This is a genomic window from Streptomyces europaeiscabiei (assembly GCF_036346855.1).
GTDB classification, from domain to species: Bacteria; Actinomycetota; Actinomycetes; order Streptomycetales; family Streptomycetaceae; genus Streptomyces; species Streptomyces europaeiscabiei.
This window is the reverse complement of the sequence record NZ_CP107841.1, coordinates 4,495,760-4,521,213: the sequence shown is the minus strand read 5'-3', so window position 1 is coordinate 4,521,213 and position 25,454 is coordinate 4,495,760. Positions and strand designations below refer to the sequence as shown.

Genomic DNA, 25,454 nt, shown 5'->3' with positions numbered 1-25,454 from the left:
CAGCCGTTCTCCGTGCCTTCTCCGTACGTTCTCCGTGCGTGGGGACAGACGTGTGCTGAGGTAGACGCTAATCACTCGCTGACAGTTGGCCGACAGGACGTGTGCGATCCGCTACGGCCGTAGGGAAAGCCCTACGGCCGTGCCCCGTGCCCCAGGGGTCAGGATGCGACCGGGAACGCCACGTCGCACACCGGGTCCTCGGGGCCCGCCGCGTCCCAGTCCGCGAAGTAGATCTCACGGCACGGGCCGGTGACCTCCAGGCCCTGCGCGGCGATCCACCGCTCTACCGCCTCGAACGCCGCGATGATCTGCGGATGGGCCACCTGGGCCTTGGTGATCCGGGTGTACACGAGCCGCCTCGCCGGCTCCACGCGGACCTTCGTCTCCCAGGCTCGCCCGTGCTCGGCCGCCCACGCCCGCGCCGCGCCCTCGTCGGCCACCGGCACACACGACTCCGCAGGCCCGTCACTCTCCATGGACACCTCGGAGTGATACACGACGAACGGCGCGCCGGTGGTCCCGCCGCACGCCGCCGCGCCCTCCTCCAGCCGCCCCAGCGACGCCCCGATCCACGTCGGCAACTCGTCCGCGAGCGTGTGCCGCGACTGGGTCAGCAGCACCTGCGGGGCCGTATCGACCGTCTCGACCGTGAACTTCCCGTACGTCTCGTCCATACCTGACTCCGTTCCCGACAAACGTCCACGGAGGTAGGCGGCAAGGGTCCGCTGTGACGCGAACCGTTCCTCGGCCCCGGCCCAGTACGCGGCGAGCAGCTCGGCGGCCCGCGTGCCGGCCGGCTCGACGACGTCCACGATCTCCGCGATCCGCGAGAGCGGCATGTCGAGCTGGCGCAGCAGGGCCACCAGACGGGCACGTTCGACCTGGCCGGCCCGGTAGTACCGGTAGCCGTTCACCTCGTCGACGTACGCCGGCGTGAGCAGCCCCAGCCGGTCGTACAGCCGCAGCGCCTTCGCCGACAGCCGCGCGCGGGCGGCGAAGGCACCGATGGTGAGCAGGTCGTCCGGTCCGTCGATGTGCACTGGGTCATCCTCCGTCGCCGGGCGCCCTCCGCCCGACGAGAGGGACGGTGCCCCTTGCCCCAGGGGCAAGGTCAACGAACGACCCCTCCGGGCGTCAGCCGATGGCCTTCTCCACGGCGGCGACCAGCTCCGCCGCCTCGGGCTCGGTCTGCGGCGAGAAGCGGGCGACGACCGAGCCGTCACGGCCGATCAGGAACTTCTCGAAGTTCCAGCGGATGTCACCGGTGTGCCCCTCGGCGTCCGCGTGGTCCACCAGCCGCTCGTACAGCGCGTGCCGGCCCTCCCCGTTGACCTCGACCTTCTCGGTCATCGGGAAGGTCACGCCGTACGTCGCCGAGCAGAACTCCGCGATCTCGTCGGCCGACCCCGGCTCCTGCCCGAGGAACTGGTTGCACGGCACCCCGAGCACGGTGAAGCCCTGCGCGGCGTAGCGCGCCTGCAGTGCCTCCAGGCCGGTGTACTGGGGGGTGAGACCGCACTTGGAGGCGACGTTCACGACGAGGACGGCCTGTCCGGCGTACTGCGAGAGGTCCGCGGAACCGCCCTTGAGGGCGTCGATCCGTACGTCCAGGACAGAGGGGGTGGCGTTGTTCGTAGTCATAAACGGATGCTATCTCCGGAAGGACGTTCGCCTCCGCGAGGGTGTGGTGCGGCACGCACCAGCACCTCGCCCTCCGCCGTGCGCGCGTACAGCACCGACCGTCCGGCCCGCCCGCGCCGGACCAGCCCGGCGTCCAGCAGCACCCTCAGGTGGCGGCCGACGGAGCCGAGGCCCTGGCCGGTCACCGCGCACAGCTGGGTCGTGCTCATGGGGGCGTCGAGGAGGACGAGGACACGGGCGCGGGCGTCGCCGAGGAGCGGTCCGAGGGCGGAGGGCACGGCGGTGGCACCGCTTCCTTTGGCGAGGACGCCGGAGCACGGGTAGACGACGGCGTACCGCTCCCGCTCCTCCCACGCCACCCACCCCGTCCGCTGCGGCGTGACCGGCACGAAGACCAGCCGTGCCCCGGAGATCTCGCGCGGCGGGTATTCGTGCGCGTTGACCTGCAGCCGGTTCTCGCCGAGCCACCGCATCCCCGGTCGCATCGCGTCCAGCACGGCCGCCCAGCCGCCCTGCCCCAACAGCGCGGTCCGGGCGAGCACATCGGCCTCCAGCACCCGCCGACGCCGCTCCCAGTACGGCCGCACGGTCTCCTCCCACACGTACGTCAGAAGGCCGGCCGCACGGTCGGGCAGGTCGTCGCGGTGCAGGGCGGCGGGCAGCGGGCCGCGCAGGGAGAGGGTGAGGTGGGCGCGGGCGGCGGCGGGGTCGGCGCCCCGGACACGGGCGATCCCGTCCGCGAAGGTCTCGTCCTCGCGCGGTGTGGGGGTGAGGAAGTCGGCGATCCACTCCTTGCCGAGCCCCGAGCGGATCAGCAGGGCGGTGACGGGATCCCCGGCCAACTCGGCCCGGTACGCGGGCAGGTGGGCCCGCAGCCAGTCCCGCTCCCCGGGGTGTGTCCCGGCCCCGGCGTGCAGCATCTTCAGGCTCGCGAACGTCTCCGCGAGCGGCGAGACGACGAAGCGGCTCCCGGCGAGCGTGTCGGCGTTGACCTGCCACCAGCCCACGTGGACACCTCCGGAGTCAGAAGCGAGCCGGTCCCGGGGTGCGCCTCGGCTTCGGCGGAGCTGTCGCGGGTGCGGCTCTCGCGGGTTCGGCTTTCGCGTGTGGGCGAAACATTACGGCGGGCGTGCGGAGGGGACGAGGGTCATTTCCCATGCGCAGCTACCAAGACCTCTTCCGCACCAGGGAGTTCACCCCTCTCTTCCTCTCCTCCGCCCTCCAGGCAGCCGCCTCCACGATCGGCGGCCTCGCCCTCGCCACCTCCGTCTACGCGGCGACCGGCTCCCCGCTCCTGTCCGCGCTCAGCATGTTCGGCCCGTCCCTCGCCCAGGTGCTCGGTGCGACGACCCTGCTCTCGGCTGCGGACCGACTGCCGCCGCGGGGGACGTTGACCGGCCTGGCGGTGGTCTTCGCGGCGAGTGCGGCGTCCCTTGCCCTGCCCGGCCTGCCCCTGTGGACGGTCTTCGCGGTGATCGCCGCCCAGGGCCTGGTCGCGTCCCTCGGCGGCGGAGTCCACTGGGGCCTGCTGAACGAGATCCTTCCGAAGGACGGCTATCTGCTCGGCCGCTCGGTGTTCAACATGCTGCACGGGGTCATGCAGGTCGCCGGTTACGCGACCGGCGGCGTCCTGGTGGCGTTGCTGTCCCCGGAGGTCACGCTGCTGGTGGCGGCGGCCCTGTATGCGACGGCCGCCCTTTGTTCCTTCGCGGGCCTGACCCGCCGCGCCCCGCGCGCCTCCGGCCGCCCGTCCGTCGCCGAGACCTGGCGCACGAACGCCCGCCTGTGGTCGTCCGCTCCCCGCCGCCGCCTCTATCTGAGCCTGTGGATCCCCAACGGCCTGGTCGTCGGCTGCGAGTCCCTGTTCGTCGCGTACGCCCCCGACCGCGCGGGCCTCCTCTTCGCCTGTGCGGCGCTCGGCATGCTGGCGGGCGACGTGACGGTCGGCCGTCTCCTCCCACCTCGGGTACGCGACCGCCTGGCCACGCCCCTCCTCCTGCTCCTGGCCACCCCGTACCTGCTCTTCGCCCTCCACCCGCCGACCCCCGTCGCGGCGGCCTGCGCGGCCCTCGCCTCCGTCGGCTTCGGCGCGAGCCTGGTCCAGCAACAGCGACTGCTGGCCCTGACCCCACCCGAACTCACGGGCCACGCTCTGGGGTTGCACTCGGCGGGCATGCTCACGTTGCAGGGGGTGAGCGCGGGCCTGGCGGGCGGAGTGGCCCAACTGACCTCACCGGGCGCGGCGATGGCGGTGATGGCGGGGGCGTCGGTGACGGTGACGCTGGTGTTGTGGGCGGCGGGTCGGGACGAGCGGGCGTGGCTCACGTCACCGGCGGTACCGGACGCGTAGGCGGCGACTAGGTCAGCCCAAGGATCACGCGAACGCACTCTTCCACCCGCCGCATCTCGCTCGGATCCAGCAGGCCGAGACGCCGCCGAAGCCTTGGTTTGTCCACGGTGTGCAGGTCGGTGCAGTTCACGAACGACTCGTCGTACTTGGTCACTCCGCAGTCACGACCGATCGGAACGTGGGTGGAGGTGGGGCCACTCGTTCCGGTGATCACGGCGACGGTGAGCGCCGACAGCGGTTCGGCGATGCGGTTCACCGTGAGAACAACCACCGGGTGCGGGCCCATGGGGCTGGGGAGGGCGCAACCCCACACTTCACCCCGCAGAGCGGAGCCGATGTTCACCACTCGGTCCCGTCCGCTGCCGCCAGTTCGTCCGCCGTGGCGGGCAGGACACCTGCCGGAGTCGGAGCCTGGGCGCCCTGGTAGAAGTCGCGGATCTCCTGAGATGCGGCGACCTCGGTCGCTTCGCGAGAGAGGAGCCGAAGCCCCTCGCGCAGGGCATCGGAGAGCGAGTGCAGATTGAGGGTCTGCATCACCCGTTGCAGATCCGCCAGCTCATCCGGGCGCAGCCGCACCTGGGCCACGCTCGTCGCACTGCTGGCGCCCTGCTGTTGGCGCGACTGTGAGGCCGAGGCTGCGGTCGGTGTGCGCCTTCTGGTTGTGGCACCGGAGGCCCGGCTCTTCTTTTCGGTGTTCGGAACCATTCCCACCTCCCTTCCTCTCGTGTATGACAAATGTCGTACAACCAGTGTCATCCTCGTGTCCCGGCTGGTCAAGGGCAGCTGAATCACTGGCTCAGCCAGTCGCCCGAAGTCGGTCATCGGATCGGCAGTCCCGGCATCGACTGTGTCCCGCCGAGCGGAAGCCCCGGTCGCAACCGTCGCAGTTCCGCATCTTCGTGACCGCTGGACGTACTGCGGGTTCTGCGCGGTCCGCGTCTCCGGCCGGTGCGGGCAGGGGAAGGGGCGTCTCCTTGAGCCGGTAGGCGAGGATGCCGGCCGGGCGGACCAGGAAGTGGTCCGGGAGACGCGCGGTGAGGTGGTCGGTGATCTGGGCGGGCAGGAGGCCTGCCGCGAGCCACCGGGTGACGGCCGGGGCGAGGCGGGCGGCTTCCCGCGCGGACAGGACGAGGCGGGAGTCCACGCGCCGCAGGCCGGCGAGTACGGCGATGGCGCGAGGGTCGGCGGCAGCGTCGGCGTGGGCTTCGGCGGTGTCGAGCGGGATCGGTGCCGCCGCCTCGGTCCGTGCGGGCGCGGGCGCGGTCACCGTTCCGTCTACGGGTGAGGGCGTGACCGCCGCCTCGGCGGGCTTCTTCCGGGGCCGACGGGGCTTGGGCGGCCCCGAAGACCCGTCCGGATCCGGATTCGGGTCCGGGTCCGGGTCCGGGTCCGGGTCCGGATTCAGGCCCGGATCGCCGCCGGGGACGTCGTAGAAGTACGTCCGGGTGCGGATCTTCCCGGCGGGCGTTCGCTCGCGGCGGCGCTCCAGGTATCCGGCCGCTTCGAGTTCCCTGAGCGCCCGCGAGATCAGGATCTCGCCCTCGTCGAAGTGCTCGCACAGGGCGGTGATGCTCACGGGGGTGCCGTCGGGCAGGGAGAGGATGTAGACCGCGACGCCGACCGTGACCGCGCTGCCGCGCCGCTGGGCGAGGGCGTTCGAGATCACGGTGAAGTCGGCCGTGAGGCGGGTGCGTACGTGGATCACGCCGGAGGTCGGCGCTCCGGCGTCGGCGCGCAGGCGCGCGTTAGACTGCGAGTCAGCCATCGGGAAGCGCTACTTCCTGGTTGGTCAGGCCCTCGTTCGGGATTGCCGTCCCGGCCGGGGGCCGTATCTGTTTGAGGTTGTCGCGGCGAACGTAACCGCCCGCATCCCGCGCCTGCAAGCCGGTCACTCGGACGGGTGACGCGGGCTTCGCGACCGGGGAGGGTGGGTGGGCGGGTAGTTCTTTCCCCCGGTTCTTTCAGGAGGTCAGTGGCCCGCCGGACCCTCGCGGACAAGGGTCCGGTGAGCCCGTGAGACGGACGACGACCGGGGTCCGGCCGACTCAGGGACGGGGGTGCCCGGCCTTCAACTGGCCTATGAAGGCGGCCCAGGAGGCGGTGTCGAAGCACAGCGTCGGACCGTGCGGGACCTTGCTGTCACGGACGGGGACGACGGCCCCGCGGAATCCCTCGGCCATTTCCACGCAGTCGCCCCCCGCCTGATTGCTGTAGCTGCTCTTGCGCCAGGCGGCGCCGTTCAGTTCGGGACGGGAGATTCGAGCCACGGTAGTTGCCTCCATGGGACCGGATCATGTCGAGCGGTGGACGGCCTCAGGGACGGTGGTGCCCGGCCTTCAACCCACCTATGAAGGCGGCCCATGTGGCGGTGTCGAAGTGCAACGCCGGACCGTGCGGGACCTTGCTGTCACGGACGGGGACGACGGTCCGGAACCCGTCGGCCACTTCCACGCAGTCGCCGCCCTCCTGATTGCTGTAGCTGCTCTTGCGCCAGGCGACGCCGTTCGGATCGGGACGGGACGTTCGCTCCACGGTGGTTGTCCTCCATCACGGATCGGATCATGTCGAGCGACATGAGCGGGGGCAGCGCTGCCGCCCGCAGCCGATCGTAAGTCAGCGCGAAACTCCTGACCTCGTCCGGATCCTCGATGAGTTGGCCGTAGTGCGCGCCTTCCGTGTAGGCGATCTCCGAGCCGTCCGGCATGGTGAGCACCGTGAGTGATCCGCCCAAGGCATCGTGCTCACCTTGGTCGAACGGCAGTACCTGCACGGTGATGTGGGGTTCCGCCGTGGTCCCGAGCAGCCGCGCCAACTGCTCACCCATCACCTCCCGGCCACCGACCGGACGTCTGAGCACCGCCTCGTCGAGGACCACCCACAGTTCGGGACGATCGGGCGTACCGAGGCGCTCCTGTCGTCCCATACGAAGGGCGACCCGCTCTTCCAGCTGCTCCTCGCTGCTGAGCGTTCGACCGACACTCAGCACCGCCCGCGCGTAGTCCTCCGTCTGCAACAAGCCAGGCACCACATGAGCCGCGTACTGCCGGATGGCCCCCGCCCGCGCCGAGTACTCCATGAACTTCCGCGACCAGTCCGGGAACGCCTCCCGGTACACGTACGGCCACAGGTCCACCAACAAGTCGTCCGCGCCGAGGGCCGCGTCCAGCGCACGCGCCAGCTCCAGCGTCGGTTTCGCTCCGGACGCCCGCTCGATCTGCGTGATCCGTGTGCTCACCACGTGCGTCCGGTCGCCGAGCTCGGCCTGGGTCAGTCCGGCCGCCGTACGGAGTCTGCGTACCCGGGCGCCGAACAGGGCCGCCATCGACGTGCTGGGGTCAATTCCGTTGGCCAAAGCATCACTTCCGTTCCTTACGGGCTGAAAAGTAAGGCCGTGTCACCTGTCGAGCGTAGGTCGATCGGGCGATCCTTGAGCACGGAACGTGATGACTCGTGCACGTCGCGAGATGCCTCGGCTCGACAGACAAGGACGGACCGACCGTGCGGACAGGAACGACCACCCCGGGAGACGTGCCACGACGGAGCGCCGCGCCCCCTGCGGCGAAAACCGTCGCGCCGGCCGACGCGGCACGCGAACTCCCCGCATTCGCGGAGCAGTTCGTCTCCTCACCGCGAGGCGTGCGGCTCGCCCGACGCTTCACCGTCCGGCGCATGCAGGAGTGGGGCTATCTGTCGGTGTCCGACACGTCGTGCGCGGTCGCGATCGTCGTCGGCGAACTCGCCGCGAACGCCGTACAGCACGGCCGGGTTCCCGGACACGACTTCGGCCTCCGGCTCGCCCTCGACGCGGCTGCGGGCCTGGTGCGTATCGAGGTCGCGGACGCCGCCTCCGCGAAGTGGCCACCCACGACCCCGCCCTTGTCGTATCCCGAGGGCGAGTCCGGTCGAGGACTGCTCCTGGTGGACGTCCTGGCCGTGCGCTGGGGGTCGGCGCCTCGTCGGCCCGTGGGGAAGACGGTGTGGGCGGAGGTGTCCATCGAAACGGACGGGCGGGCCGCCGGAGGGGGAGATCCGGTGGCCCGCCCGTCGGGAGCGGTCGGTCAGGCGGGAGTGACTGTCAGCTGACGTCGGACGCGTCCAGGCGGTACAGCCCGCTGTAGTCGCTCACGGCGCTGCCGTTGTCCTTGACCCACTCGGCGATCTCGGAGGCGGCGCTGCTGTTGCCGCCCTGGCCGCCGCTGCCGCTGTCGCTGACGACGATGTAGTGGAGCTTGCCGGCCTTCACCAGTTCCTTGAGCTTGGCGAGGGTCATAGCCTCGTCGCTGCCGGACCAGCCGCCCATGGAGATCACCGGCTGACCGGACTCCAGGATGATCGAGGAGGCCGTCTGGTCGGTGGCCACCGCCACCAGCCAGGTCGCGCCGTCCTGGTTCTTCTTCAGGTACGTGATCATCTCGGAGGAGACCTCGGAGTCGCCGCCCATGCCCCCACCACCGGTACCGCCACCGTCGCCGTCGGCGCCATCGGCCTGAGTGCTGCCGGAGGAGGCGGTGGAGTCGCTGGAGGTGGAGTTGCCGGAGGTGGAGCTCGAACCGGAGCTGCTGGAGGCGGAGTTGCCCGTACCGCTCGGGGCGTTCCCGTTCTGCGCGTTCCCGCTGGGCCGCTGGCCGCCGCCCATGCCACCGCCGCCGCCCATGCCGCCCCCGGTGTTGGGGCCGGCCGTCGGGTTGGTGCCGTTGGAGCTCGCGGTGGTGGCCGCAGACACCGAGTACGCGGCGGGCCCGGCCAGCAGGGCGACGACCGCCGCGAGGGAGGCCAGCGCGACGAGCTTCCGGCGCCGCGTGAACCGTCCGACCAGGAGCCCGATCACGGCGACCGCACCGGCGACACCGGCCACGACCTGGGCGACCGTGTAGATCGTCCCGGAGCCGGAGACCCGCTGGAGCAGCACGACCGCCCAGACCGCGCTCACCGCGACGGCCAGCGGCAGCACCCAGCCCCACCTGAGGACCGACCCCTCCTTGAAGGCGCCGTACAGCATGACCCCGCCCGCACCGGCGAGCGCCGCGATACCGGGGGCCATGGCGGTGACGTAGTACGGGTGGAAGGTGCCCTCGGCGAGGGCGAAGGTCAGGTAGTGCAGGACGAACCAGCCGCCCCAGAGCATCAGCGCGGCCCGCCTGGCGTCCGTACGCGGTGCCCGGCCCCGCAGCACCAGACCGCCCGCCAGGGCGATCAGCGCGAACGGGATCAGCCAGGAGATCTGGCCGCCCATGATCTCGTTGAACATCCGGTAGACGCTCGCGTCACCGCCGAAGCTCGCCCCGTTGCCCTGCGAGCCCACCGACGAACTGGCGCCGAAGATCCGGCCGAAGCCGTTGTAGCCGATGACGAGGTCCCAGACCGTGTTGTCGGTCGAGCCGCCGATGTACGGCCGGGAGGAGGCGGGGATCAGATCCACGACCACCATCCACCAGGCGCTCGACACGATCAGCGCGACCGTGCCGACGGCCAGGTTGCGGATCCGGCGGCCGAGCGGGGCGTTCGCCGCCCAGAGGTAGACCAGGAAGAAGACCGGCAGGACGACGTACGCCTGCATCATCTTCGTGTTGAAGGCGAAGCCGATCGCGACGCCGGACCAGATCAGGGGCATCACGCGTCCGGTGCGTACGGCCTTCATGAGCGCCGCCGCGCCGAGCAGCATCAGGAAGACGAGGACCGGGTCCGGGTTGGTGTCCCGGGTGATGGCGACCGTGATCGGCGTGAGGGCAAGGGCGAGCGCGGCGATCGTGCCCGCCACGGCCCCGAAGTCCCGCTTGACCATCCGGTACAGCAGGGCCACCGAGCCCACGCCGACCGCGACCATCGGCAGCATCATCTGCCAGGTGCCGTAGCCGAACACCCGGGCCGACAGGCCCATGACCCACAGCGCGAACGGCGGTTTGTCGACGGTGATGAAGCTGCCCGCGTCCAGCGCGCCGAAGAAGAACGCCTTCCAGCTCTTCGTGCCGCTGTAGACGGCCGCGTTGTAGAAGGTGTTGCCGGTGATGGAGGAGAGGTTCCAGGCGTACAGCGCCGTGGCCAGGACGAGGATCGCCCACAGGGCCGGGCGCGCCCAGCGCGGGTCCTCCGGCGCTCCGGTGAACATCCGGCGGGCGCGGGCGGCGAGACCGCCCCCGGCTCCGGCGGCTCCGGCGGCTCCGGCGGGAGGAGCTTCGGCCCGATGCCTCGGGCCGCTGTCCCGCCCGGTGGCGGGCGGCGGGGCGAGGGTCGTCATGACGCGTACTCCATGTCCTTGAGGCCCCGGGCGAGCTGGGGGAGCGGTGCGGTGGAGGGGGTTCCGATGCCGGTGGTGGGGGAGGCCGTACGGCCTCTGTCGGCGGTCGCCACCCACGAACGACGCGCCCGGTGCGGTACGTCGGCCACGCGGACCCGGCGTTCGACCGTCGCCCGGAACATGCGGCCCATGCCCTTGAGGTCGTCGACGGCGGTACGGACGATGTCGACGCGGCTGTCGGGGTCGTCGACCCAGTCGACGGGGACCTCGTGGATGCGGAGCCCGTTGCGCTGGGCCAGCACGAGGAGTTCGGTGTCGAAGAACCAGGCGGTGTCCTCGATGTGCGGGGCGAGCGCGCGGAAGACGTCGGCGCGTACCGCCTTGAAGCCGCACTGGGCGTCCGAGAAGCGGGCGGCGAGGCCCAGCTTCAGCAGCAGGTTGTAGGAGCGGGAGACGAACTCACGCCTGGGCCCGCGGACGACGTCGGCCTGCCGGTGCAGCCGGCTGCCGATCGCGAGGTCGCTGTGGCCGGAGAGCAGGGGCGCGACCAGCGGCAGGAAGCCTTCGAGGCCGGTCGAGAGGTCGACGTCCATGTAGGCGACGACGTCCGCGGTGGACCGGCTCCACACGTGCTTGAGCGCCCGCCCCCGCCCCTTCCGGTCCAGATGGACGGCATGCACGTGCGGGAGCCGCTCGGCCAGGGCGAGGGCCGCCTCCCAGGTGGCGTCCGTGCTCGCGTTGTCCGCGATCGTGATCCGGAACGGGAACGGGAAGGACGCTTCGAGGTATGCGTGGAGACGGCCGACACTGCCGGCGAGGACGTGCGCCTCGTTGTACACCGGCACCACGATCTCGACCGAGCGCTGCCGGACGCCTCCCGCGTTCATTTCGTTCATGGCAGCGACTGTCGGGGCCGCTTCTGGGGCGACGCTGAGCGAGTGCTGAGGGAAGAATGAGAATCAGCGAACTCACAGCTTCCCCACAGCGGGCGTGCTCAGCGCGTTCTCACCGCTCTCATGACTGGTACGGCTGCTGCTGCGGCTGGCCGGTGGAGCGGGTGCCGTGACCGCCCGCGTTCTGCGCCTGGAGCTGTTCGGCCTGCTCGGCGCTCACCTTCTGCTCGGCGCCGCAGAAGGTGCACTGCGTCTGGTATTTCGTCGAGACCGGGAACAGCGGCACGAAGAACAGCGTGAACTTCGTGACCCGCTTCCTGAGCGTGTGAGCGGCGGGGTTCCCGCACTGCCCGCACACCAGCGTCAGTATCGCGAGCTGGTAGAGGTATCCCTTGGTGCCAAAGATGATCAACATCTGACCCTTCCCGGAGGTGCTTGTCGACGCACCGCACGCACTGCACGCGCCGCACGCACTGCCTTCAAGTGTGCCCGTCCCTCACTTCTTCACGTTGCCGGTGAAGATCGCTTCCTCGGAGTCGTAGTCGGGGGAGACCTCGATCTGGAGGAACGTCTCGCTCCTGGGGAGTTCGCAGGCCCATGGAACGGTGAGAGAGCGCCCGGCGAGGATACGGGTGTCGGGGAGCCCGTCAAGCCCGTCGTCGTAGATGCCTTCGCCCTCCTTGCCTTCGTCGCCGTAGGCGCAGTCGACGGTCATCTCGTTGGCGTCGACCGTGACGTCGGACCCATTGACGATCTTGATCGTGAACTTCGCGTACGGCGTGTTCTCGGGCGAGGCGTACTCGCTGGACACCCCGCGCTTGAACCCGGAGAGCGTGACCTCGACGTCGCTGTCGTAGATCACCGTGTCGTCGAGGGCGAAGACACCGTCGTCGTCGGCCGAGGTGTCGGCCGAGGTGTCGCTCGCGTCGTCGGAGGAGTCGTCGGACCCGCTGCCGGAGCCGCTGTCGGAGCTGTCGTCGCCCGTGGTGCCGGCGTCCTCGGCCGCGACCGTCTTGGTGACGGTGACCCTCGGCGCGGGGGAGGCCGTCCCGTCGCCGTCGTTCATCACCACGACCCCCGTGGCGATGACACTCGCGACGACGGCCACGGCGCAGCCGACGATGACCAGGTTCGTCCGGTTCCCGCCCGGCGGCCTCGGCGGCTGCGGTGGCATCGGCGGCCCGTAGCCCGGCATGGGCGGTGGCGTGATGTCGTGGCTCATGATCCCCCCCCACGGTGGTGCAGTTGAAGGATGAATCATCCTGTATGCGGGCTGATTTTTGGAGGGTGCGTGGCTGGATTGTGACTGCGAGGTGCGGAGCCCTTCGTGTACGCGGCGAACGCTCGCGCCGTCACTCGACGAGAAGGGGTGTGACGGACAGCGCCGGGCGGGCCGGGGTGGCGATCGAGTACGACGGCGCGGACGTACGCAGCAGGGTCTCGTCATCGACCCCCGTGTCCGCCCTGCCCTGGAGGGGAGGAACACCACCCTGGGCGGCCCCGAAGGGCGGAAACCTCATCAGCTCGGTGGCGTACCTGCCCCTGCGGGCCGTGCGGGACGCCCCCGAGGCCGGTCCGGCCGAGCCGCGCTCGCGCACCGACGCCGGGGTTGGTGGCCGCAGTGTCGGCGATCCGTGTACCGGGGGAGGCGTGTCCCGAGGCCGCGGGCGGCGGCAACCTACTCCTGCCGCTCTCTCGGCCCATGGCGGCAGGAACGCCCGAGGGCGGCGTCCCGTTGTCGGGATGCCGCCCTCGGAGGTCGGGTGGTGGGTCCGTCAGCCCTTGTGGGGGGCGCCGTGCACCACGAGTTCGGTCACGTCCAGGTACTGGCAGCCCGAGGGCCCGGAGTCCTTCGCGCAGTCGACGCCGTTGTCGACGGCCTGGTTGCCGAGCATGGTCAGCCGGACGTACCGGACGTTCTGACCGGTGCCGGCCGTGAGGGCCACAACGTTCTCCCGGCCGGTGTCTGCGGGTCCGAAGTGGCCCTCGGCGGCGGTGGTCCAGGTGGTGCCGTCGGCGGAGGTGTCGATCCGGTAGTCGCCGAGGGACGCGGTCGTGTCGTCCCCGCAGCCCGCCGTCGGATCGACGAGCAGCTCGCTGATGTCCACGGCCTCGGGCAGCCGGACGGTGTTGTGGACGGGGTCGACCCCGGTGCCGTTGGTGCCGCCGCTGAAGTCCGATCCCCAGACGGTGGCGGACATGTCGATCAGTCCGCCCGGCCCACAGCCGAACCCGGAGTTGTCCGGACCGCTGAAGTCCGCGACCTCGGCACCGCCGGAGGCGGCGGCCCAGTCGCGGCGCACCTGCCAGTCGGCGGAACCGGATCCCACGACGAGGGTGCGGATCTGCGGCTCGAAACCGTTGCCGCTCGCGTACACCTTCCGGTACGTGCCCTCGGGGACGTCCTGGATCGTGTACGTCCCGTCCGCCGCGGACACGGCGGAGAAGTCGGAGCCGGGGAAGCCGGAGGCGTGCCCGCTGATGCTGACCGTGACCCCGCCCACGGCGGCGCCGGACGCGTCGTCGGTGACCTTGCCGGTGAGCGTGACCACCGGGGTGTCCGGGCCGGGCGGCAGCGAGAAGTCCTCGTCCGGCTTGGTGTCGTCACCCGTGAGGGCGGCGGCGAAGTAGCCCATGCCCCGGTGGGCGAAGACCTTCCAGATACGGTCGTGGGAGCGCCCGCCGTTGACCACCGTGTCGGCCTGCAGGATGGCGTTGCGCTGGTCGAGGAAGCTGGGATTGGCGGGCGACAGTTCCATGGCCCGGGTCACCAGCGACTGGGAGAGCCGGCTGCCGAGTGCGGCCCTCAGGTCCCACAGGGTCTCGCCCCAGATCTCGCCGTCGGCATGCGTCTCGGGGCCGCCGCCGGAGATCTTCCCGTAGTCGCCGTAGGTGTACCCGCCGGGGCCCGCCCCCGTCGTGCCGGGGCACCTGGCCGACGTGGAGCCGACCGGGCAGTCCAGCCCCTGAGAACGGGTCGGGGCGGAGTCCACCCAGTTCGGCGGGTCGAGCGTCACCTCGCCGTCCGCGCCACGGGTGTCCTTCCGCAGGCCCTCGGCGGCGAGGAGGTCGAGGGCGTACCAGTCGCTCCACGCCTCGCCCATGGCCCCCGACTGCTGGCTGACGAGGGTCGAGACGCCGTCCGCGTCGACGACGAGCCGGTTGGACAGACCGTGGGTGTACTCGTGATAGACGGTGGCGGCGTCGTCGCCCCAATTGCCCTGCACTATGGGGTAGTTGTCCGACGGCGCGGTGAGGAAGAGCTGCATCGTGGGCGGCTGCCCGTCCGGCGGCGTCCCCATGTTGGCGTTGTTCAGGTGGTTGTCGTCGGGCAGCCCGTCCTTCATGGCCGCGCCGTCGTCGGTCTGCGCCTGCAGGGCGTCGCCGTCCCGGCTGTCGAAGTTGCCCGCGGCCCGGGTGAAGCCGATCGGGGCGGACTTCAGGTGGTCGTGGAAGGTGCCGAGGAAGTAGAAGACCTGCGCGGCGTTCTGCTCGCGGTTGGTCTGCCAGGAGTTCGGCGTCTTCGCGTCCCATGAGCACGGCACCGGGGTGCCGCAGCCGTCACCGGTGAAGGGCTTGAACGGGAAGGAGAACGTCCCGTTCTTCGCCGGCGTGATCTCCTCCCCGACGTCCGGCTCGTTGTTGTCGTTCACGTCGCTGTAGACGTGCGCGACGGTCCCGTCGAGGGTCTTGGCGTTGGCAGGGAGCCATCCCCGGGCGGTCAGGTTGCGGGTGCGCTGCTTGCCACCCCGCGCGTCACCCGGTGCGTTCTCCCAGGCCAGAGCCCGTCTGGCGCCGAGGAGCGGCCCCGGAGCGGGGGGCGGGGTCTTCTTGGCCGCCGCCACCACCGAGCCGCTGCCCGACGTCCTGGTCGCGGACTGGTCGGAGGACTGGTCGGAGGACAGGTTCTGCCGGTACAGGACCCGCCCGGTCGCCGCGTCGACGACGTGCAGCCACATGGCGTGGCCGTCCGGCGAGGTGACGGTCCGCCATGCGCGGCGGGCGGCGCCGCCGGACGCCGCGTACACCACCTGCTTGGCGGTGTCGCCGTCCGGGTTGTCACCGCCGACCGCCCTGGCGCCCGCGATGTCGCGTACGGCGGTGTGCCGGGCCTGGGTTCCGCTGATCCGCCCGGGAGACAACCCGGACGGCAGGTTCCGCACCGGGGAGCCGAGCACGCTGATCAGCCGCCCGTCGCGGGCGACATGGGCCTTGACGCCGTTGCCGAACACCGGCACTCCGTCGACCGACTGCACGAAGGACAGATGGCGTATGCCGGCGACGTCGGTGTACTGCTTGCGCAGCGTCAGGTCGCCCACCTGACCGGTGGAGAGCCCGAAGACATCGGGATGGGCCCGCAGATACGCACGGACGATGTCCTCCGGGTCTGCCGCACTGCGCGCCGTCAGATACCCGTCCAGCCGGGCCACCTGGCGCGCGGTGCCCGTGGCCGGGTCCAGTTCGAGCACACCCTGAGCACCGAGCCGGTCCCGCAGCCGCCGTACGCCGGGCCGCTGCTCGGCCTTCGCCAACTGGGCGTCGCGCCGTACCAGCGTCTGCTGCGACGGCGTGGGCGGCACACCTTCGGCCGCCGGGGACCCGGTGCCGGGCGCGGAAGGCCCCGTCGGGTCGTCCGGTACCGCGCTCGCGGTACCGGGCAAAAGGGCGACGGCCAGCGCAAGGCCGGCCGTCGCCGTGAATATGGTCGCTCGCGTTCTCTGCGAGGAGGCTTTCGCCATGTCACGCCTCGTGGGGGGTGAGGAGTCCAACGGCCGCACGCAGCGGCCGAGTTGTGCGCTCCGAACCCTGTCATTCCCACCCGGACGTCTGAAACCCTGAAACTTCAAGTTTCACAGAAGTCACACAGGCCCCACGGGCACCATCGCGGCGCATGTGGAGCACCGAGCCTGTGATCCACATCGAAGGGCCGGCCCGGAGGACCGCTCTCCGAACCGGCCCTTGGCCGCGTGCCCCGGCAGGATTGCGGGGAGAGACTGGGCCGTAGGGCAGGTGACCTGGAGCTTCGCAGGTCGGGGGCGGGTCCGACTGCGCCCACCGGCCCTCTCGTCCACGGTGGCCGACTCTGCGTCGGGCATGGCTGCGGCACGCGACTCCTTCGTGGGCGCGTGCGTGGTCAGTGTCTTCTGTGCTCGTGGCGTTCCACTCGGCGGGCCGACTCGGCCCGACATCCCTCAGGTGAGTGGAAGGCCTGAGAACGACGGACCATGTCCTCTGTGGTGAGGCTCCCCGCGTAGGCCCGGAGCGCGGGTGTCCGGAAGAGGACAGCGCCCCGTGCCTCGGCTTCCTCGGCACTCCTCAACGGGGTGCTGTCGTTGCGCTCATGGTGGTGACCCGGCAGCGGTCGGAGTGAGGTGTGGGCGGCGTCTCGTCAGACCTTCTCGATTCGTACAGAGGGTCCCGCGAGGAGTTGGGCTCTGTCGTCGGTGTCGGAGGTGAAGACGGTTGCCGCGGCTTCGCGCGGCTTCGCGCGGCTTCGCGCGGCTTCGCGCGCGGCCACAGCCGCCAGAATGACGCCCATGGCGAACGGGCGCCAACGCCGCCGCCAGGATGACCCTGGCCGCCATCGGCCTCGGCGGTCTCGCCAAGGCCTTGCCGCGGCAGCACCTCTGCCCAGGGAGAGAGGGGCCCGGAAGGAACACCCGTGCCCCTCGGACCTCGGACCTCGGACCCCGGCCGCCCGCGTCAGGCCGCGGGCAGTTCCTCCGCGGGGAGCCGGCCCTCGCGTACCGCGTCGACCAGGGCCTGGTGGTCGCGCTCGTTCTGGTCGGCGTAGGCCTCGGCGAAGGTGGCGAGTGCCCGGTCGAACGAACTGCTTTTGCCCAGGTACGAGGCGATCGCGATGCGGTCGCCGGACCGCGCGTGCGCACGAGCCAGGGTGAACCCGCACAGTTGGCCGAACGCCCGCATGCCCTCCGGCCGCATCGTCTCCGGCACGGCGATGCCCTTCCAGTCGCGCAGCTGGCGGACGTAGAAGTCGCGCTGCTTGCCGTCGATCCCGTCCACCCGTTCCCAGCCGAGGAAGATGTCGCTCGCGGCCTGCATCAGCCGCTGGCCCGAGACCACCCGCTCACCCTGGTTGCGGTACCGGCTCGCGCCGACGTGCTCGGCGAGTACGGAGGTGTCGGCCTCCTTCGCCTGGAGGAAGAGCGGGTCCTGGCCGTCCCGGCCGAGCAGGAGGAAGATCCAGCATCGGGTGCCGACGCTGCCGACGCCGACCACCTTGCGGGCGACGTCCGCCAGTCGGTAGTCCTGCAGCAGTGTGCGCCGGTCGGAGGTCAGGGTGCGGCCGTACCGTTCGACGAGACCGCGGAACTGGCGTTCCAGGGCGCTGCGCTCGACGTCCGGCAGCAGGTCGCCGGCCGGCATGAGCAGCGGGGGGTCCGGCGCGATCCTCGGCCGGCCGTCGACCGTTACGGTGAGCTTGTCGAAAGCCTGCAGGCTGTCACGGGTACGGGCCTTCGCCATGGCGCGGGCCAGTCTTTTCTGACCGTGCTTGTGGAGCCGGCCCGGGGCCAGGGACTCGAGGAGGTCCTGGTCGACCTTCGCGTACCAGACGTCGAGGTTGCCCGTGCCCGCGAAGGAGATCATCGCCTCGCGGTACGAACGGACCGTGGCGCTCACGATGCGGGCGCGCTCGTCGTCGTCGAAGCCGTTCGCCCGGCCCGCGATGACGAGACTCGCCGACAGGCGCTTGACGTCCCACTCCCAGGGGCCCGGCAGCGTCTCGTCGAAGTCGTTGATGTCGAACATCAACTGTCTCTCCGGCGAGGCGAGCAGACGGAAGTTCAGCAGGTGCGCGTCTCCGCACAGCTGGGCCGTGAGCCCCGAGACGGGGGTGCCGGCCAGGTCGGACGCCATGATCGCGGCGGCGCCCCGGTAGAAGCGGAACGGGGACTCGGTCATCCGGCCGTAGCGGATCGGGACCAGTTCGGGCACTCGCGACGCGGACTGCGCCTCCAGGATCGACAGCGGATCCGGCCGGGCAGGAGACGGCTTGTACACGGCGTGGCCCGACCGTGGTGTGCGGCGCCGCGCCTCTTTGCCGAGGGCGGCGCGCTCCTCGGGTGTGGTGTGCGGTGCCATGCGCATCGCCGTGGTCGCTGCGTTCTGGGACATCGAAGACCCTCCTGCCTGGCCCTACGGCTCTCTGGCCCTGTGGCTCTGGGGACACCCGGCACAGGGCACGTCGGACAGAGGGATTCCATGGCCCTCTCGGCCGTCGGCCGCGCGGATATCGATGCCGGGGCGTCTGCTCTCAGCCCTGAGACCCGATCTCGGCATCGGCGACGGCGATGGCGATGCCGAGTGCCGTGGCGATGTTGCCCGCTGCCGTCATGACGCGGGCGGTGCCCACGATGGGGGCGATGGCGACCAGGACGTCCTGCAGTTGTTCGGCGGTCAGGCCGGTCTTGAGGGCGGGGTCGATATGGGCCGCGTAGGAGATGGGCGGGGCGTCCGAGGCGGCGAGTGCCGCGATGCGCGTGAGGATGAGCATGTCCGGGGGCAGCCCGCAGCGCTCCAGCGAGTCGACCGTCATGGCGGCGAGGGTGTCCAGGACAGGGGTTTCGGATGCAGTGGACATGTCGCATGCCCTCCTGGTGAGTTTCGAGCCCGAGGGATGTACGAGGCGGAAGGAACCGAGTTCCACGAACCCGGGGGAGTTCTCCTCAACCGTAGAACCCATCCGGCTTTCGCGCATGGGACACATGGAACATATGGGATGGATGGGTCACCATGGGGGCGAACGAGGCGAATGGACGGGCAGGGGCGCTTAGCGACGCCTGGCGACGCATAGGGGCGCCCGGGAACGCCAGGGCGCCCAGGCCGTTTCTGGCGGCTCTTGAAGCCGTTCGTTGGCGGTTACGGGCGAGTCCGGTGAGGCGGTCAGCGCCTCACGAGTCACCTCGCGCGGCGCCGATCGGCCGGGGTCTCTCCGACCAAGAGCCATCAGAAGCGTCCTAGGGGCGCCCGGGGACGCGCATGGTTCGAAGAGACCCCGGCCGGTCGCCCGGCCAGGCCCCTTCGCCCGGCCATGAGATGTCCGATTCCGTGCCTGGCACCACAATGAGCGCTATCTGCCCTTTGTGTCGGATCGGAGACACCCATGAGAGACCTCAAGTTCGAGCAGAAGCGCTCGCTCTCACGCCTTGAGGCGGCTGACCAGCTCACGGCCCTCGCAGCCGCGTTGCGGGAGGGCGGGGAAGCCGACGTGGAACTCGGCCACGGAACACTGAGCCTGCGGATTCCCGACGACCTTCGCAGCGAGGTCGAGGTCGAGATCGGTGACGGCGAGATCGAGCTGGAGATCGAGTTCAAGTGGCCGACCGCACCGACCCGGACCGCACCGACCCGGACAGCGCCGTCGCGGACGGCCGCAGGCACGGGGAAGGCCACGAGGCGGAAGAACGCGGCCGCCAAGCCTGCCCGGAGCAGCACGGGCACCAGCAGGAGCAAAACCACGAAGCCGTCCGCCACGAAAACGCCCGGAGCTGTGCCGGAGACCTCGGGCCGACCGACCATCGCGCCGTGACCTGCGGCATGTCGTGGTGGTCGGTCGGCCGGGGGTGGGCGCCGACCGGGCGTGGGGCAGGCACGCGGGCGCACGGTCCACGGACGTCGGCGTCGACGCGATCGTTCCGCGGGACTGGGGCTTCGGCGTACTCGGCGTCTGCGGAGACGACGAGGTACGGCCGCTCCGGACCCTTGCCGGTGCCGGAGAGTTCGTCGTCCAGGTGGAGCGCTACGTGCTCAGGCGTGCGCTCAGGCGGGCCGCCGTAGAGCGCCGGGGCATCGGGAACGCGGCGGCCCGGCGCACACGCTCCGGCGTCTCCGCGCCGACGTGGCTGGCGATGGCCAACGTCCGCGCCTACGCCCTGCGCAACGCGGGGATCGTCAGCACCCTGGCCATGGCCGCCGTGTTCGTGCTGACGTACACCCTCACCCAGACCACCTTGCTGGCCGCCACGGCGGACGAGACCCGCACCGGCACCCTCGCCCAGCAGCGGCTGAGCGCGCCGGGCCTGGGCGGACTGCCCGCCGCCACGCTCGCGGACGTACGGGACACGACCGGCGTGCGGGCGGCGGCCTTCGCCCTCCTGGGTCAGGGCTTCCTCGGCCGCCCCTGGCCCGCGGGCCCCGCATGGCTGCTGCCCGCCCTCGCGCTCACCGCCACCGTCTGCCCGCCCTCGCGCTCACCGTCACCGTCACGGCTTTCCCCACCATCGAACTCCCCACCCGCCAGGCACTGCGCACCCCACCCGCCGACGCCATCAGCGCCCAGTGACGCAGCTCGCGTCAAGAGCGACTCGCCCACCCGCGCACCTCGGCGGAGCAGCGGCGGAGCGCAGCGGTGGGGCAGAAACGGAGCGCCGCTGATAGGTGTCGCAAGCGCAGGAGCCCTCCCGCCCTCTGGGCGGAAGGGCTGACTGTGCGCCCTTTTCGATGTCAGCCGTGGATGTCAGGAGTGCTCAGGGTTGGCTCGATGACGTCGGCTCAAACTCGCGTGACCCGCATTCCCTTGGACCCACGGCCGTGCCGCAACGACGGTGTCGAGGAAGTGTGCCCGAGCAACCTCGATCAGCAGCGACTACCGGCTGGAGCTTCGCGCTTGCGTGACAGTGACTCGGTCCAGAACGCGTACGGGGTGTGATGCGGGGTGCGACGCCACAGCTCAGGGCGCGTCCAGCCGGAAGGTCTGGCGGCTGTCGTTGCTGGCGCCGGGGCTGTTGATGTTGTCGTTGATGCTGATGTTGTTGAACATCGGGATGACACCGTTGAGGTTGATCGGCAGGATCGAGCCCCCACCGCCACCGCCTCCGTTGTCGCAGTCGCCTCCGGTGATCGTCGTCTGGTCACTGTCCGAGACGGTTGTACCTCCCCCTTGGGTGACCGTGACGGTGTTGGTGACGGAACACGGTGCGTCGTCGGCGACGTTGACTGTGATCACGAATTCGGTGGAGCCAGGACCGGCAAGACCCCAGCCACCATTGCAAGTGACCGTCGTACCGCTGTTGGTGACGTTACAGGTAGACGCGAGGTCGCCTTGGATGTCCGCAACCGTGAGACCCGTGGGAAGGTTGTCCGTGAGGGTGAGCGGCGAGGCCGGCTCATCGCCGCTGTTGGTCACGGTGATGGTGTAGACACCCTGCCCTCCCCGTGCGAAGTTCCCTTCGTGGCTCTTGTCGACGCTCAGGATCGGCTGAGCATGGGCGGGCGTGGCCGACAGGGCAAACGGCAGTGTGACGCCCAGCCCCACCACCGTGCCGAGGGCAGACATGCGCCGCCTCAATCCGTGTCTTGTCATCTACGGTTTCTCCTGTCCGTGAAGGTCCGCTGCGGTCAGGCTCCGGGAGCGAGTGGAGGAGTCGACGTGGGGAATGTACTGACCGGAAATAACCGATTGGTCGGTAAGCAGGCTAGAAGTCGCCATTTCACCCGATCGCCCCGTCTGTTGACCTTGGCGTTATGGCGTTATGGAGTCCGGGCCTTCGGCAGACCTCGTGACAGGGGCAGTCTCGGCTGTCGCCCGCAAGCGTGCGTCATCCGGACGGGGCAGTCTTGGCTGTCGCCCGCAAGCGTGCGTCATCCGGACGGGGGGCGGGCTGACCGCCGAGCAGCGCAGGCGCCGGGAAGAGGCACGTATGCGGGCCGTGGGCCTCTTCGAGGAGGGCATCGAAGCTCCTTGCACCGCCCGGGAGTTACGGGTGGCTGAAGCGTCGGTCCACAACCCGGTGGACGGTCTGTGGGCGGACATCGAGCGGAGCCCGGCCAACCTGGCTGCCCGCGCTCTCAGCGAGTGGGAGGCTCTGCTCCGCGGGCGACTCGACGCGCTGCGTACCGGCACACATCCTCGGCGGGTTTCCCGCCGATACCGGCCTCGCTCTCCACAGACCGAACCGACCCCGAGGCGCCGAAGTCGGTAAATGTGGTGCAGGGGAGCCGCGGCTGAAGGGTCGCCCCACCGCACTGTTGCGGTGGGGCGACCGCGTCAGCCGCGGCTCCTTCCGGCGTCAGGTCGGCCGCGGTCGGCCGCGGTCGGCCGCCATCCAGCCGAGACGCCGGCCTGTATCCCTGTACCCCCCACCCGCCTCACCCGGCGGTTGCGATCGAGGTCCGTCATTTCGACATGATGAAGTCCAGGGCGTAGCCGGGAGCAGTCGTCCAGTAGGTGACACGCTGAAAGTCGTTGGCGTACAACGTGGGGACGGGCATGGGGACATCGATCGGCTTGCCCGCGCTGCTGCCGGACTTACGACCCTGGAGGCTGAGGGTGATGCTCTTCGCCTCGTACTCATCCATGGGGCCGTTGACGAGCAGAGCGGCATAGCCCTCCTCACCCGGAGCGAGAGTGACGGGCATCCCCGGGTGCGGGTCGCTCTCCTTGATCACGCGGGCCGTGTTCCGGCCGTCACCAAGCCGCACGAGGGGGTAGCGGTAGAGGTTGCACTTCTTGTCGCCGGCGTTCTGGACAGTGAGGAGGAGGTGCCTGGCGTCCTTGCTGTCTGCGGGCTCCGTCACGGCGGACACCCCGAGGACCTTCTGGGAGCAGGCGGCGATGGTGCTCTTGGCGCTGCTGCCGCCCGAGCGGTGCGTCACCGCGTCGTTGGCCTTCCCGCTGATCGTCCGCGGCCCGGTGGCGGAGGCCTGTGCCGACACACCACACCCGAGAGCCAGGACGAGACCTGCGGCCACGGCCACACGGTGGGTCGCAAGGGACTTCATGTTCATGTGCGTGTTCCTCTTCTGATCGGTATTCGGTATGAGGTCGCGTGCTCGGCTGCCGCCGCCACACCACCCGCCTCTCCCTCGGACCGCGGTGGCGGTGGCCGTGGCGGTGGCGGTGGCCGTGGCGGGGGCGAAGGCGGTCGGGCGACCCCGTGAGCGTCCGCGCCCCGCACCCGGGTGCCCGAAGAGATGGGTGTCCCAGCGGACGGGTGGGTCGGGGTGCCGTGGTGTTGCCGTGCGATCGGCCGCTTCAGCCGGTGCGACAGCCATAGCGTCGGATGCCTCGTGGGCTTGGGGCAACGGCTGCCTCCGACTTGCAACGGTGGGACGATCCCACCTCCGGCAACCTGCGGAGACAGGGCAGCCTGGGATGCCGGTCTGGGATGGGAATCCCCCTGAGGTCGGCGTCCGGGTACCCGGTGGCCTCGACCCGCGCCCGCAGCCTCGGCCGGCGACGGTGCAAACGGCCCTGCCTCAGAGCCCCCGCTGCCAAGTCGGGTGCGTCGACGTCCCCGACCCACTCCTTCAGGCCGCGCGGCTCACCGGCGGGAAGCGGTGCTCCGATGCGGTGTGCGGGCCCGGCCGGCGGCGGTGCAGAAGGCGGCGCCCCAGGACCGCGGGTGACGGTGGTCTGGGGGAGAGGGACGGCGCGACCCTGCAACCATCCCAGCCGTATTGACGTGCACCTGTGGGGGAGTGCCTGGGATGTCGTCCCGGATCAGGACATGACGGCACAGGCCGACGGATGGATGCGAGTACGGACCACATGGATGCAATCCACGATGACGTAGCGGAGTTCGCGCTACTGCTGGCGCGTCTGAAGGAGCGCACAGACCGCAGCTACGCGGCGCTGGCCCGCCCTCTGGGAACGAACGCCTCCACGTTGCACCGCTACTGCGCCGGTGAGGCGGTTCCCAAGGACTTCACCGGGATCGAGCGGTTCGCCGCACTCTGCGGAGCCTCCTCCGAGGAACGCGTGGAGTTGCACCGCCGGTGGATCCTGGCAGCCGCGGCACGGAAACGACCACGCCCGTCCGATGCCCGGCGGGCACCGACGCCCCACGACACCACGAGCACCGCGGCATCGGCATCGGCTGCTTCCGCGAGTCACAGCAGCCCGTCGGACGAGGCACCCGAGCCGATCTCAGTGGCCGATCCGCGCCCGGGGCCTACCCCAGTGGTCGATCCGCGCCCGCGGCCGATCTCAGTGGTCGTCCCGCGCCCGGGGCCTACCCCAGCGGCCGACCCACGCTCGGCGCCGGCCTCACCGGCCGACCGGCGGCCCCATGCCGGGCGCCTCCGACGGCGGCCCGTGCGATCGACAGTACTGGCGGCCTCGCTCGCCATCGCGCTCGTCGGCCTCGCCACATCCGCCTCCGGGCCCCCTTCCGGTGGCGGTGAGTCGGCGGCCTCGGCCTCCGCCCCCACCGCACCGGAACCCTCAGCGTCGGCCACGCACAGCGACGGCGGCCCGCAGAAGAACCGGGCGAGCGGCGGTACGGTCCCGCCGCCGGTCCCGCTCACCTGGACGGCCAACTCCCAGCTCTGGCGGCTCGAATGCGACCACAACTACGTCATCGACAAGCCACCGCAGCAGGTCCCACCGCCGCCGATCCCGGCGGACGCCGCGGTGTGGGCCGCGTCCCTGGAGGCGGTGCACGGGCGCACCACCAATCTGCGGATCTCGGTGCAGGGACGCGGCTCCGCAGCCGTCGTCCTGGAGGCACTGCATGTGCGCGTGGCCGGCCGCACCACCCCCGCCGCCCGCCGGGGCATCGCCTACTCCACGTACGGAGGCTGCGGCGCCGTCCTCATCCCCCGCCACTTCTCCGTGAACCTCGACGCGAACCGGCCCCTGGCCCGGTCGATGCCGGGCAACGACCCGGACAGACCGGCCCCCGCGATCGACTTCCCCTACCAGGTGTCCCTGCGGGAGCCGGAGGTCCTGATGCTCGCCGCGAGCACCGAGTCCTGCACCTGCGACTGGTACCTCGAACTCGACTGGTCCTCACAGGGCCGAACCGGCACGGTGCGCATCGACGACCACGGCCGCCCGTTCCGCACCACCGGCATCGAGGAGCTACCGCACTACTGGTACCGCGACCCCCGTGGCTGGGTCCCCATGACCACCGCCGAGGACAAGACGGAAACCGGCGACTGACGAAGCAACAGAAGCACCAACGCGGAGCGCCGCGGCGACCTTCCCCTTGCGGAAGAGGCAGGAACGGAGACACCGAGGAGGCAGGCGGCAGAGAAGGCCCCTCGTATACGGCAGCCGCATCAGAAGGCTGGCGTCAGGCCTCCGCGTGGTGGACGAGCCCGGGCACTCGTCCTGCCCTGCACGGTCACAGTCTCCTGCCATGCGGTGTGAGGGCGGCGCAACTGAAGTTCCCACGGGCCTAACAGGCCGGAAACCGGCCGCCACGGCAGCCGGACTAGCTTCGTGAGTATGAGGGTGTGGACGTCATCCCGGCCGCTGCCCGGCAGGCTCAGCGGGCTCGGCGCAATCGCCAAGGGCCGTCTCGGCAGGGGCGGATCAGGGCGCCGCCACGGCAGCCGAACGACCCCCGGCGACCATCCGCTGCCCAAC

Annotated in this window: 24 protein-coding genes and 2 pseudogenes; 7 read left to right on the top strand and 19 right to left on the bottom strand. The window is 70.7% G+C overall.

The window, feature by feature from the left end; all coding sequences use genetic code 11:
- Positions 1 to 158: 158 nt before the first annotated feature.
- The 3 genes from OG858_RS19570 to OG858_RS19560 form a co-directional block, all read right to left on the bottom strand.
- Positions 159 to 1,040, bottom strand: a complete 882-nt coding sequence (locus tag OG858_RS19570; RefSeq protein WP_319267058.1) for a MerR family transcriptional regulator — start codon at positions 1,038 to 1,040, stop codon at positions 159 to 161.
- A 94-nt stretch (positions 1,041 to 1,134) separates the two neighbouring features.
- Positions 1,135 to 1,641, bottom strand: a complete 507-nt coding sequence (locus tag OG858_RS19565; protein WP_319066934.1) for a glutathione peroxidase — start codon at positions 1,639 to 1,641, stop codon at positions 1,135 to 1,137.
- Complete coding sequence (locus OG858_RS19560; RefSeq protein WP_328544667.1) at positions 1,638 to 2,648, bottom strand: ArsR/SmtB family transcription factor; 1,011 nt, start codon at positions 2,646 to 2,648, stop codon at positions 1,638 to 1,640. The genes OG858_RS19565 and OG858_RS19560 overlap by 4 nt, the downstream gene beginning before the upstream one ends.
- Positions 2,649 to 2,797: 149 nt before the next feature.
- Here OG858_RS19560 and OG858_RS19555 point away from each other — a divergent pair, with 149 nt between their 5' ends.
- Positions 2,798 to 3,991: an MFS transporter gene (locus OG858_RS19555; protein WP_319267063.1), complete on the top strand. Its 1,194-nt coding sequence runs from the start codon at positions 2,798 to 2,800 to the stop codon at positions 3,989 to 3,991.
- A 7-nt stretch (positions 3,992 to 3,998) separates the two neighbouring features.
- Here the strand turns inward: OG858_RS19555 and OG858_RS19550 are convergent, their stop codons facing one another.
- From OG858_RS19550 to OG858_RS19525, 6 genes are all read right to left on the bottom strand, one after another.
- Entirely contained in the window at positions 3,999 to 4,304 is a 306-nt protein-coding gene (locus tag OG858_RS19550; protein WP_256960197.1) for a type II toxin-antitoxin system PemK/MazF family toxin, read from the bottom strand.
- A gap of 26 nt (positions 4,305 to 4,330) precedes the next feature.
- Positions 4,331 to 4,696: a hypothetical protein gene (locus OG858_RS19545; protein ID WP_086746699.1), complete on the bottom strand. Its 366-nt coding sequence runs from the start codon at positions 4,694 to 4,696 to the stop codon at positions 4,331 to 4,333.
- 91 nt (positions 4,697 to 4,787) lie between these two features.
- Positions 4,788 to 5,756, bottom strand: coding sequence for a hypothetical protein (locus OG858_RS19540; RefSeq protein WP_327744113.1), 969 nt, complete (start codon positions 5,754 to 5,756; stop codon positions 4,788 to 4,790).
- 280 nt (positions 5,757 to 6,036) lie between these two features.
- Complete coding sequence (locus tag OG858_RS19535) at positions 6,037 to 6,258, bottom strand: DUF397 domain-containing protein (protein ID WP_256960549.1); 222 nt, start codon at positions 6,256 to 6,258, stop codon at positions 6,037 to 6,039.
- A 46-nt stretch (positions 6,259 to 6,304) separates the two neighbouring features.
- Positions 6,305 to 6,436 (bottom strand): DUF397 domain-containing protein, encoded by a 132-nt coding sequence (locus OG858_RS19530; RefSeq protein WP_256960550.1) that lies wholly within the window; start codon positions 6,434 to 6,436, stop codon positions 6,305 to 6,307.
- The gene (locus OG858_RS19525) at positions 6,399 to 7,313 is read right to left on the bottom strand and encodes a helix-turn-helix domain-containing protein (RefSeq protein ID WP_086749336.1); all 915 of its coding nucleotides are present in this window, start codon (positions 7,311 to 7,313) and stop codon (positions 6,399 to 6,401) included. Before OG858_RS19525 ends, OG858_RS19530 begins: the two co-directional genes overlap by 38 nt.
- 176 nt (positions 7,314 to 7,489) lie before the next feature.
- Between OG858_RS19525 and OG858_RS19520 the strand changes: the two genes are divergently transcribed.
- Entirely contained in the window at positions 7,490 to 8,074 is a 585-nt protein-coding gene (locus OG858_RS19520; RefSeq protein ID WP_406197014.1) for an ATP-binding protein, read from the top strand.
- Here OG858_RS19520 and OG858_RS19515 read toward each other — a convergent pair.
- The 8 genes from OG858_RS19515 to OG858_RS19480 form a co-directional block, all read right to left on the bottom strand.
- The gene (locus OG858_RS19515; protein WP_328544668.1) at positions 8,067 to 10,226 is read right to left on the bottom strand and encodes an ArnT family glycosyltransferase; all 2,160 of its coding nucleotides are present in this window, start codon (positions 10,224 to 10,226) and stop codon (positions 8,067 to 8,069) included. The two genes, OG858_RS19520 and OG858_RS19515, sit on opposite strands and share 8 nt — an antisense overlap.
- On the bottom strand, positions 10,223 to 11,122 hold the full coding sequence (locus OG858_RS19510) for a dolichyl-phosphate beta-glucosyltransferase (protein WP_327724224.1): 900 nt from the start codon (positions 11,120 to 11,122) through the stop codon (positions 10,223 to 10,225). Before OG858_RS19510 ends, OG858_RS19515 begins: the two co-directional genes overlap by 4 nt.
- A 118-nt stretch (positions 11,123 to 11,240) precedes the next feature.
- Positions 11,241 to 11,534 (bottom strand): zinc-ribbon domain-containing protein, encoded by a 294-nt coding sequence (locus OG858_RS19505; RefSeq protein WP_179201383.1) that lies wholly within the window; start codon positions 11,532 to 11,534, stop codon positions 11,241 to 11,243.
- Between the two features lie 81 nt (positions 11,535 to 11,615).
- A complete protein-coding gene (locus OG858_RS19500) occupies positions 11,616 to 12,341 on the bottom strand; it encodes a hypothetical protein (protein WP_328544669.1) in 726 nt (241 codons plus the stop codon).
- Between the two features lie 130 nt (positions 12,342 to 12,471).
- Positions 12,472 to 12,717, bottom strand: coding sequence for a hypothetical protein (locus tag OG858_RS19495; protein ID WP_328544670.1), 246 nt, complete (start codon positions 12,715 to 12,717; stop codon positions 12,472 to 12,474).
- Between the two features lie 177 nt (positions 12,718 to 12,894).
- A complete protein-coding gene (locus OG858_RS19490) occupies positions 12,895 to 15,858 on the bottom strand; it encodes a M36 family metallopeptidase (protein ID WP_328544671.1) in 2,964 nt (987 codons plus the stop codon).
- A gap of 964 nt (positions 15,859 to 16,822) precedes the next feature.
- Positions 16,823 to 18,256 (bottom strand): DUF2252 domain-containing protein, encoded by a 1,434-nt coding sequence (locus OG858_RS19485; protein ID WP_328544672.1) that lies wholly within the window; start codon positions 18,254 to 18,256, stop codon positions 16,823 to 16,825.
- A gap of 139 nt (positions 18,257 to 18,395) precedes the next feature.
- Positions 18,396 to 18,722 (bottom strand): carboxymuconolactone decarboxylase family protein, encoded by a 327-nt coding sequence (locus tag OG858_RS19480; RefSeq protein ID WP_037705455.1) that lies wholly within the window; start codon positions 18,720 to 18,722, stop codon positions 18,396 to 18,398.
- 522 nt (positions 18,723 to 19,244) lie between these two features.
- Here OG858_RS19480 and OG858_RS19475 point away from each other — a divergent pair.
- Both OG858_RS19475 and OG858_RS19470 read left to right on the top strand, forming a co-directional pair.
- A complete protein-coding gene (locus OG858_RS19475) occupies positions 19,245 to 19,670 on the top strand; it encodes an amphi-Trp domain-containing protein (RefSeq protein ID WP_319315240.1) in 426 nt (141 codons plus the stop codon).
- A 16-nt stretch (positions 19,671 to 19,686) separates the two neighbouring features.
- Complete coding sequence (locus OG858_RS19470) at positions 19,687 to 20,565, top strand: hypothetical protein (RefSeq protein ID WP_319273176.1); 879 nt, start codon at positions 19,687 to 19,689, stop codon at positions 20,563 to 20,565.
- Positions 20,566 to 20,810: 245 nt separating this feature from the next.
- Here OG858_RS19470 and OG858_RS19465 read toward each other — a convergent pair whose 3' ends face one another.
- Complete coding sequence (locus tag OG858_RS19465; protein WP_179201108.1) at positions 20,811 to 21,416, bottom strand: DUF11 domain-containing protein; 606 nt, start codon at positions 21,414 to 21,416, stop codon at positions 20,811 to 20,813.
- Between the two features lie 300 nt (positions 21,417 to 21,716).
- On the opposite strand from OG858_RS19465, the pseudogene OG858_RS48515 reads away from it, so the two are divergent.
- A pseudogene (locus OG858_RS48515) lies at positions 21,717 to 21,858 on the top strand (IS630 family transposase); the annotation flags it as partial.
- A 397-nt stretch (positions 21,859 to 22,255) separates the two neighbouring features.
- Here OG858_RS48515 and OG858_RS19460 read toward each other — a convergent pair.
- A complete protein-coding gene (locus OG858_RS19460) occupies positions 22,256 to 22,867 on the bottom strand; it encodes a DUF4232 domain-containing protein (RefSeq protein ID WP_086749500.1) in 612 nt (203 codons plus the stop codon).
- A gap of 742 nt (positions 22,868 to 23,609) precedes the next feature.
- Between OG858_RS19460 and OG858_RS19455 the strand changes: the two are divergent.
- Both OG858_RS19455 and OG858_RS19450 read left to right on the top strand, forming a co-directional pair.
- Positions 23,610 to 23,789, top strand: a pseudogene (locus OG858_RS19455) (helix-turn-helix domain-containing protein); the annotation flags it as partial.
- 387 nt (positions 23,790 to 24,176) lie between these two features.
- Positions 24,177 to 25,025 carry a hypothetical protein gene (locus OG858_RS19450; RefSeq protein ID WP_328545372.1) on the top strand — a complete coding sequence of 283 codons (849 nt, stop codon included), beginning with the start codon at positions 24,177 to 24,179 and terminating at the stop codon, positions 25,023 to 25,025.
- The last annotated feature ends 429 nt before the right edge of the window (positions 25,026 to 25,454 follow it).

What these genes read in the sequence shown, in the direction of transcription:
- OG858_RS19555 (WP_319267063.1), top strand. Translation starts at nt 2,798, where the DNA reads ATGCGCAGCTACCAAGACCTCTTCCGCACCAGGGAGTTCACCCCTCTC.
- OG858_RS19505 (WP_179201383.1), bottom strand. Translation starts at nt 11,534, where the DNA reads ATGTTGATCATCTTTGGCACCAAGGGATACCTCTACCAGCTCGCGATA.
- OG858_RS19485 (WP_328544672.1), bottom strand. Translation starts at nt 18,256, where the DNA reads ATGTCCCAGAACGCAGCGACCACGGCGATGCGCATGGCACCGCACACC.
- OG858_RS19545 (WP_086746699.1), bottom strand. Translation starts at nt 4,696, where the DNA reads ATGGTTCCGAACACCGAAAAGAAGAGCCGGGCCTCCGGTGCCACAACC.
- OG858_RS19540 (WP_327744113.1), bottom strand. Translation starts at nt 5,756, where the DNA reads ATGGCTGACTCGCAGTCTAACGCGCGCCTGCGCGCCGACGCCGGAGCG.
- OG858_RS19565 (WP_319066934.1), bottom strand. Translation starts at nt 1,641, where the DNA reads ATGACTACGAACAACGCCACCCCCTCTGTCCTGGACGTACGGATCGAC.
- OG858_RS19510 (WP_327724224.1), bottom strand. Translation starts at nt 11,122, where the DNA reads ATGAACGAAATGAACGCGGGAGGCGTCCGGCAGCGCTCGGTCGAGATC.
- OG858_RS19460 (WP_086749500.1), bottom strand. Translation starts at nt 22,867, where the DNA reads ATGAACATGAAGTCCCTTGCGACCCACCGTGTGGCCGTGGCCGCAGGT.
- OG858_RS19490 (WP_328544671.1), bottom strand. Translation starts at nt 15,858, where the DNA reads ATGGCGAAAGCCTCCTCGCAGAGAACGCGAGCGACCATATTCACGGCG.
- OG858_RS19500 (WP_328544669.1), bottom strand. Translation starts at nt 12,341, where the DNA reads ATGAGCCACGACATCACGCCACCGCCCATGCCGGGCTACGGGCCGCCG.
- OG858_RS19475 (WP_319315240.1), top strand. Translation starts at nt 19,245, where the DNA reads ATGAGAGACCTCAAGTTCGAGCAGAAGCGCTCGCTCTCACGCCTTGAG.
- OG858_RS19515 (WP_328544668.1), bottom strand. Translation starts at nt 10,226, where the DNA reads ATGACGACCCTCGCCCCGCCGCCCGCCACCGGGCGGGACAGCGGCCCG.
- OG858_RS19525 (WP_086749336.1), bottom strand. Translation starts at nt 7,313, where the DNA reads ATGGCGGCCCTGTTCGGCGCCCGGGTACGCAGACTCCGTACGGCGGCC.
- OG858_RS19480 (WP_037705455.1), bottom strand. Translation starts at nt 18,722, where the DNA reads ATGTCCACTGCATCCGAAACCCCTGTCCTGGACACCCTCGCCGCCATG.
- OG858_RS19465 (WP_179201108.1), bottom strand. Translation starts at nt 21,416, where the DNA reads ATGTCTGCCCTCGGCACGGTGGTGGGGCTGGGCGTCACACTGCCGTTT.